Origin of the sequence: Streptomyces sp. NPDC000151, assembly GCF_040301705.1 — a bacterium.
In the GTDB taxonomy this organism is placed as follows: domain Bacteria; phylum Actinomycetota; class Actinomycetes; order Streptomycetales; family Streptomycetaceae; genus Streptomyces.
Genome location: NZ_JBEPFC010000091.1, coordinates 22,211 through 28,800, shown reverse-complemented (window position 1 = coordinate 28,800; position 6,590 = coordinate 22,211). Strand labels below are relative to the sequence as shown.

6 protein-coding genes are annotated in these 6,590 nt (G+C 71.8%); 2 read left to right on the top strand and 4 right to left on the bottom strand.

Annotated elements, in window-relative coordinates:
- The 3 genes from ABT381_RS23430 to ABT381_RS23420 all read right to left on the bottom strand — a co-directional run.
- Nucleotides 1-720, bottom strand: a 720-nt coding sequence (locus ABT381_RS23430; RefSeq protein WP_351597652.1) for a serine hydrolase domain-containing protein, incomplete at its 3' end; no start/stop codon positions are given.
- 131 nt (nucleotides 721-851) lie between these two features.
- The gene (locus ABT381_RS23425) at nucleotides 852-2,246 is read right to left on the bottom strand and encodes a multidrug effflux MFS transporter (protein ID WP_351597648.1); all 1,395 of its coding nucleotides are present in this window, start codon (nucleotides 2,244-2,246) and stop codon (nucleotides 852-854) included.
- Nucleotides 2,247-2,333: 87 nt separating this feature from the next.
- A complete protein-coding gene (locus ABT381_RS23420; RefSeq protein WP_351597645.1) occupies nucleotides 2,334-3,965 on the bottom strand; it encodes an alkaline phosphatase D family protein in 1,632 nt (543 codons plus the stop codon).
- A 212-nt stretch (nucleotides 3,966-4,177) separates the two neighbouring features.
- Between ABT381_RS23420 and ABT381_RS23415 the strand changes: the two genes are divergently transcribed.
- Nucleotides 4,178-4,939: an SDR family oxidoreductase gene (locus ABT381_RS23415; protein ID WP_351597643.1), complete on the top strand. Its 762-nt coding sequence runs from the start codon at nucleotides 4,178-4,180 to the stop codon at nucleotides 4,937-4,939.
- A 189-nt stretch (nucleotides 4,940-5,128) separates the two neighbouring features.
- Nucleotides 5,129-5,482, top strand: coding sequence for a hypothetical protein (locus ABT381_RS23410; protein WP_351597640.1), 354 nt, complete (start codon nucleotides 5,129-5,131; stop codon nucleotides 5,480-5,482).
- Nucleotides 5,483-5,567: 85 nt separating this feature from the next.
- Here the strand turns inward: ABT381_RS23410 and ABT381_RS23405 are convergent, their stop codons facing one another.
- Nucleotides 5,568-6,566, bottom strand: a complete 999-nt coding sequence (locus ABT381_RS23405; protein WP_467754069.1) for an esterase/lipase family protein — start codon at nucleotides 6,564-6,566, stop codon at nucleotides 5,568-5,570.
- Nucleotides 6,567-6,590: the final 24 nt, after the last annotated feature.

Genomic DNA, 6,590 nt, shown 5'->3' with positions numbered 1-6,590 from the left:
GCCGGTGAGCAGCGCGCGGCACAGCACCGCGAGGTCCTGTGCCGTGGCGAAGAGCCCCGCCTGCCCGGCGACGCCGCCCAGCGCGTAGGCGTTCTCGTCGTGCACCTCGCCGCGGACCACGCCGCCCGCGCAGGACCGCCGCCGGGCCTTGAGCAGTACCTCGGCCTCGGTGGCGGCCACCCCGGCCGGGGCCAGCGGCCCGTACGAGGTGCTGATCATGCCGAGCGGGCCGGTGATGCCGTCCCGGACGAGGACGTCGAGCCGCTCGCCCTCGACCGTCTCCAGCAGCCGCTGGAGGGCGATGAAGCCCAGGTCGGAGTAGCAGAAGGGGCCCGGCACGGCAGCCGCGGCCACCGCCCACAGCGGCCCGAGCCGGTCGCTCCCCGGGGCCACGGCCCCGTCGTACAGCGGCAGCTCGGCGGCCAGCCCCGAGGTGTGGGTGAGCAGGTGGCGAATCGTTACGGCGGGCGCGAAGGCCGGCAGGTGGCGGGCCACCGGGTCGTCCAGCCCGAGCGTCCCGCGCTCCACCCGCTGCAGCACCGCGATCGCCGTGAACAGCTTCGAGAGTGACGCCAGGTCGAAGACCGTGCCCGCCCGTACCGGCTCCCAGCGCTCCCGGGCCAGCGGTATCCCCCGCCCGCGGTCCACGTCGTAGGACCCGTACCGCAGCGCCCACCCCGCGGCCTCCTCGACCGCGACGACCGGCCCGCGCCCCGCCACCGCCACGACCCCTGCGCAGCAGGGCGCCGGCCCTCCGGGCAGCGCGCGGATCTCCGCGACGAGCCGCCGCGTCCATGCCGGATCGAGCCCCGCCTGGGCGGGGGTGCCGTGGCGTAGTGGTGCGGGTGCGTTCAGAGCCGGGTCCTCTCGCCGGTACCGCCGTCCTCCGTGGACTCCTCCCTACGCTGCCACGGACGGCACAGTCCCAGGAAGCACGCGAGCGCCAGAAGTGCACAGGAACCCTGGACGACGGCCATCGGCACGGCCGTCCGCTCCCCCGCGATACCCACCAGCGGGGAGGCCACGGCGCCCATCAGGAACGTGGAGGTGCCCAGCAGCGCCGAGGCGGAGCCCGCCGCGTGCGAGGTGCGCAGCAGCGCCTGGGTGTTGGTGCTCGGCATGACCAGGCCCATCGAGGCCATCAGGACGAACAGCCCGGCGGCCATCGGCACGAGCCCGACGGGCCCGAAGACGCCGGTGGACATCAGCAGCAGCGCGGCGGCCGCGAGCGTGATCAGGCCCAGCCCGATCGCCAGCACCTTGTCCAGCGAGACCCGTCCGACCAGCACCTTCCCGTTGAGCTGGCCGAGCAGGACCAGCCCGACGGAGTTGATGCCGAAGAGCAGGCTGTAGGTCTGCGCGGAGGCGCCGTAGATCTCCTGGATCACGAACGGCGAGGCGCTGATGTACGCGAAGAGCGCGGCGAAGGCGAAGGCGCTGACGAGCAGGTACCCGGCGAAGACCCGATCGGTGATCAGCGCGCGCATGGTGTGCAGCGCGGCGCCGAGGCCGCCCGCGTGCCGGCGCTCCGGCGGCAGCGTCTCGTGCAGCTTCCGCCAGACGACGAGGGTGAGCAGCACGCCGATCACGGTGAGCACGACGAAGACGCCGCGCCAGTCGGTGATGCGCAGGATCTGCCCGCCGATCAGCGGCGCGACGACCGGCGCGACACCGGAGATCAGCATCAGGGTGGAGAAGAAGCGGGCCATCGCCACGCCGTCGTACATGTCGCGGACCACGGCCCGGGCGATGACGATGCCGGCCGCGCCTGCCAGGCCCTGAATCAGCCGCGCGCCGATGAGGAACTCGGCGTTGGTGGCGACCGCGCACAGGGCGGTGGCCAGTACGTAGATGACCATGCCGATGAGGAGCGGGCGGCGGCGCCCCCACTTGTCGCTCATCGGCCCGACCACCATCTGGCCGAGCGCCATGCCGGCGAGGCAGGTGGTGAGGGTCAGCTGGACGGTGGCGGCGGGGCTGTGCAGGGACCGGGTGACCGCCGGCAGGGCCGGGAGGTACATGTCCATGGAGAGCGGCGGGACCGCGGTCAGGCCGCCCAGGATGAGGGTGACCAGGAGGCTCGTACGGCGTACCGCGGGGGTCGGCGCGGGGCCGGTGGAAACGGGGCCGGTGGGAAGGGGTCCGTCAGCTGCGGGACCGGGGCCGGGGCCGCCGGTCGCGGCGGATATTCGGGGACTGGGGCGGCTCTGATGGCTCTCGGCCGTGGCGTGGCCGGGGTCCGACATGAGTGTCTCCATGGTGTGTAGATGTACGAACCATGGTGTCATGTCCGCGCGGACCCCGGCCTGTTTTGCACCCCCCGGACGGCTGGATCAGGCGGGCTTGAGGCCCGGGTCGCCCGCCTCGGAGACGAAGGAGGCGACGGTGGCGACCGGCGCGCCCTGCGTGGTCACCGCGGACACGGTCCGGTAGTCGGCGCGCGCCTTCTCCTGGTCCAGCTCGACCGTCACATAGCCGCGGCGGCCGTTGTAGAACTTCATGTGCGGGTTGGCCGCCATGTAGGCGTCCCAGTTGGCGGGCCGGTCGGCGCCGTCCTTGCCGCTGGCGATGGAGGTGGTCACGAACTCCACGCCCTGCGTCCGCGAGTCCTGGTCGGCGAAGTCCTTCTTGATGTCGAAGGCGTAGTGCACGTGCACGTCGCCGGTGAGGACGACGAGGTTGTCCACGCCCGCGGCCTCCGCGCCGGCCAGCACGCGGTCCCGGGAGGCGCTGTAGCCGTCCCAGGAGTCCATGCTGACCTTGTAGTCGGCGCCGGTGGTGCTGCGCCGCTCGGAGAAGGTGACCTGCTGCGGCACGACGTTCCACAGCGCACCGGAGGCGCGCCAGCCGTCGGCCAGCCACCGCTCCTGCGTGGCGCCGGTCAGGGTCCGGCTCCTGTCCGTGGACTCCGGGCCCGGGGCGTGCCAGCCGTCGCCGTACGCCTGGTCGGAGCGGTACTGGCGGGTGTCGAGGATGTCGAACTGGGCGAGCGTGCCGTACTGCACCCGGCGGTAGAGCTGCGCGTCGGAGCCGCGGGGCTGCTGGGGGCGGCGGAGCGGCTGGTTCTCCCAGTACGCGCGGTAGGCGGCGGCGCGGCGCACCAGGAATTCGGCCGGCGGCAGGTCGTTCTCGCTGATGTCGGAGGCGTAGTTGTTCTCCACCTCGTGGTCGTCCCAGGTGACGACGAAGGGGTGGGCGGCGTGCGCGGCCTGCAGGTCCGGGTCGGACTTGTACAGCGCGTACCGCAGCCGGTAGTCCTCCAGCGTGACGGTCTCCTTGTTGAACAATGCGGGCAGCGTCCGGTCGCTGTAATTCCGGGCGCCGCCGACCGCGTTCACCGGGTACTCGTAGATGTAGTCGCCGAGGTGGAAGACGACATCCAGGTCCTCCTCCGCCAGGTGCCGGTGGGCGGTGAAGTAACCGTCGTGGTACGCCTGGCAGGAGACGGCCGCCAGCCGCAGGCTCTGGAGGCGCGCGCCGCGGGCGGGCGCGGTACGGGTCCGCCCGACCGGGCTGATCCAGTCACCGGCACGGAACCGGTAGTAGTACACCCGGTCCGGGCCGAGACCGGTCGCCTCAATATGTATCGAGTGGTTGAACTCCGGGTGCGCCTCGGCCTTGCCCTGCCCGGCGATGCGGGTGAACTTCTCGTCGTGCGCGATCTCCCAGCGCACGGAGACGCGCGCGTCGGGCATGCCGTTGCCCGGCTCGTACGGGCGGGGCGCCAGCCGCGTCCACAGCACGACCGAGCCGGGGAGCGGGTCACCGGAGGCGACGCCGAGCGTGAAGGGGTTCTCGGAGAGCTGCTTCGCGTCCACCTCGGCAGCGTAGGCCGCGCCGGCGCCCGGCAGGTTGGTCGCGAAGGCGAGCGTCGCGGCGGCACCGGCGACGGTGAGGAAGCGACGGCGGCCGAGATGCTCGGCGGCGGCCCGCAACCGCTGGTCGTGCTGGGAGTGCTGAGTCATCTGCCCCTGCCCTGGCTGAAGTGTTTTCGGACTTCTCGTTGTCTGCTGTGATTGCAGAGGCAGGGGGCGGCGACGTGGCGTCGGATGTACGACGCAACGATGACGGCGGGATGAGGACTGGGCCCGCAACGGACACAGCGGGGCATACTCGCCCGGACGGCCTGGTCCGGGGCACGGGATGTGACGTGACTTGAGTGGCCTACGCTCCTGCCATGACTCACACGGAGAATCCGAAGGTGGCCGTGGTGACGGGCGCCGGATCCGGCATCGGCCGCGCGGTGGCGCTGACGCTGGCCGCCGCGGGCTGGTCGGTGGCGCTGGCGGGGCGGCGCGCGAAGGCCCTGGAGGAGACGGCCGCACTGGCCGGCGACGGCGCCGAGCTCCTCGCCGTCCCCACCGACGTCGCCGACCCCGACGATGTCGCGGCGCTCTTCTCCGCCGTCCACGACCGCTTCGGCCGGCTCGACCTGCTCTTCAACAACGCCGGCACCTTCGGCCCGCCCGGCCCCCTGGAGGACCTCTCCTACGACGACTGGCGCTCGGTCGTCGACGTGAACCTCAACGGCGCGTTCCTCTGCGCCCAGGCGGCCTTCCGCGCGATGAAGGACCAGTCGCCGCAGGGCGGCCGCATCATCAACAACGGCTCGATCTCCGCACACGTACCGCGCCCGCACTCCATCGCGTACACCGCGACCAAGCACGCCATGACCGGCCTCACCAAGTCCCTGTCCCTGGACGGCCGTCCGTACAACATCGCCTGCGGCCAGCTCGACATCGGCAACGCGGCCACGGAGATGACAGGCCGCATGCAGACCGGCATCCTCCAGGCCAACGGCGAACTGGCCGTCGAACCGGTCATGGACGCGGCGGACGTCGCCCGCACGGTCCTCCACATGGCCGCGCTCCCGCTGGAGGCGAACGTCCAGTTCGCCACGGTGATGGCTACGGGGATGCCTTATATCGGGCGGGGCTGACGATGTGTGACGGGTGAGGGTGCGGGTACCGGGGCGGGCGCGGGGTGCGGGGTGCGGGGAACCGCCGACTGTCACGGTGACGGGTGATCACACGCCCGTCACACACTCCCCACACCCCGCCCCGACAACCTCCACCAGCCCTTTCGCACCCCGTCCCACAACGCCACCACCCTCGGTACGATCCCGCGCATGCCTCCCCACAACGACCTGGATGACCAGGGCATCGCACTCCTCATGGAGTCCGCCACGCCGCGGGAGCGCCGCGCGGTACTGCGCCGCCGGCGCCACCGCCCGTCGAGCCCCCGCGACGCCCGTCTCACCCAGCTCGTCGTCTCCCTGCTCTTCCTGGCCGGCGGCATCGGCGCCCTCATCGAACACATCGACGCGCACACCTCGGCCCACACGGTCGCCGCGTACCTGGCCCTGATCGGCCTGTGCGCCGTCTCCGCCGAACTCAGCCGCCGCGGCCGCACCCGCATCAGCTTCTGGCTGCTCTGCACAGGCATGATCGCCCTCGGCCTCATCACCCCGTTCCTCCTCTGAGGCTCTGTCGGCCGGCACTTTTCGTGCAGTTGTCGGGGCGGCTTTGTGCAGGAGATCGGGTGGGGATGTGCCGATGCCCGACGGGTCAGAAGGCGAAACCGTAGTCCGCGCACTCCGCCCGGAAACCCGGATCATTGGGCCCGAGCGCGTTGACGACGTTCTGCACGGTCGGCCCGTCGACGAACATGCCGACATGCCCGACCGGATCCTTCGGACACTGATCCTGAACAGTGACGTTCCGAACGTCGCCCTCCGCCGCACCGTCCGCCGTCAAGAAGGCATTGCTGTACGGCGTCACCACATGATCGTGCCGGGTCTCGATCACCACGTACTTCACCCCGCGTACGGTGTCGCCGTCCGCCCACAGCTCCTTCTGGAACGCCGAGCCCGCCTCCTGCTGGTGCAGGGCCGGTGCGCCCGCCCCGTCGAAGACGCCATTGACGAGGCCGAGGACGCCGAGCGAACGCCCCAGTTCGGTAAGGCCGTTGAGGGTCGTGCCGTGGTTGGACGGCGCCAGCCCGACGACGGTGTCCACCTTCTTCGCGCCGCCCAGCCGCTTGAGGTAGTAGTGCGGCATCATGCCGCCCTGCGAGTGGCCCACGACGTCGACCTTCCGGGCCCCGGTCGCGGCCAGCACCTTGTCGACGAAGGCGGCCATCGTCCCGGCCGACTTCGCGATGTCGCCGAGGCCGCCGACGCGGCCGGCCGACAGCCCGGTCATGCCGTAGTTGAACGCGAAGACGCAGTAGCCCTCGTTGGCCAGCGTCGGGGCGATCTTCGTCCAGTTCGCACCCACGTTCACGCCGGTGGCGTGCACGAGGACGACCGGCTCCGGGTGCGCCGCGTCCGGCTCACAGCCCCAGTCGTTCGCGCCGGCGACCGCGTCGGGGCTGTACAGGAAGTTGTGCACGGCCTCCGGCAGACCGCCGACCGGCACGGACTCCCGGGCCGGTGCCGTGTCGGCCCGCGCGGGCCCGGCCGTGCCGAGGACGGTCGCGCTCAGGCACACCGCGGTGACCAGGGCCGTACTCCAGCGCCGTACGGCAGCGGATGGTCTGCCGCGGGCAGGGGTGCGTTCCATCATGTCCTCCTGAGAAGTGGGGGTGGG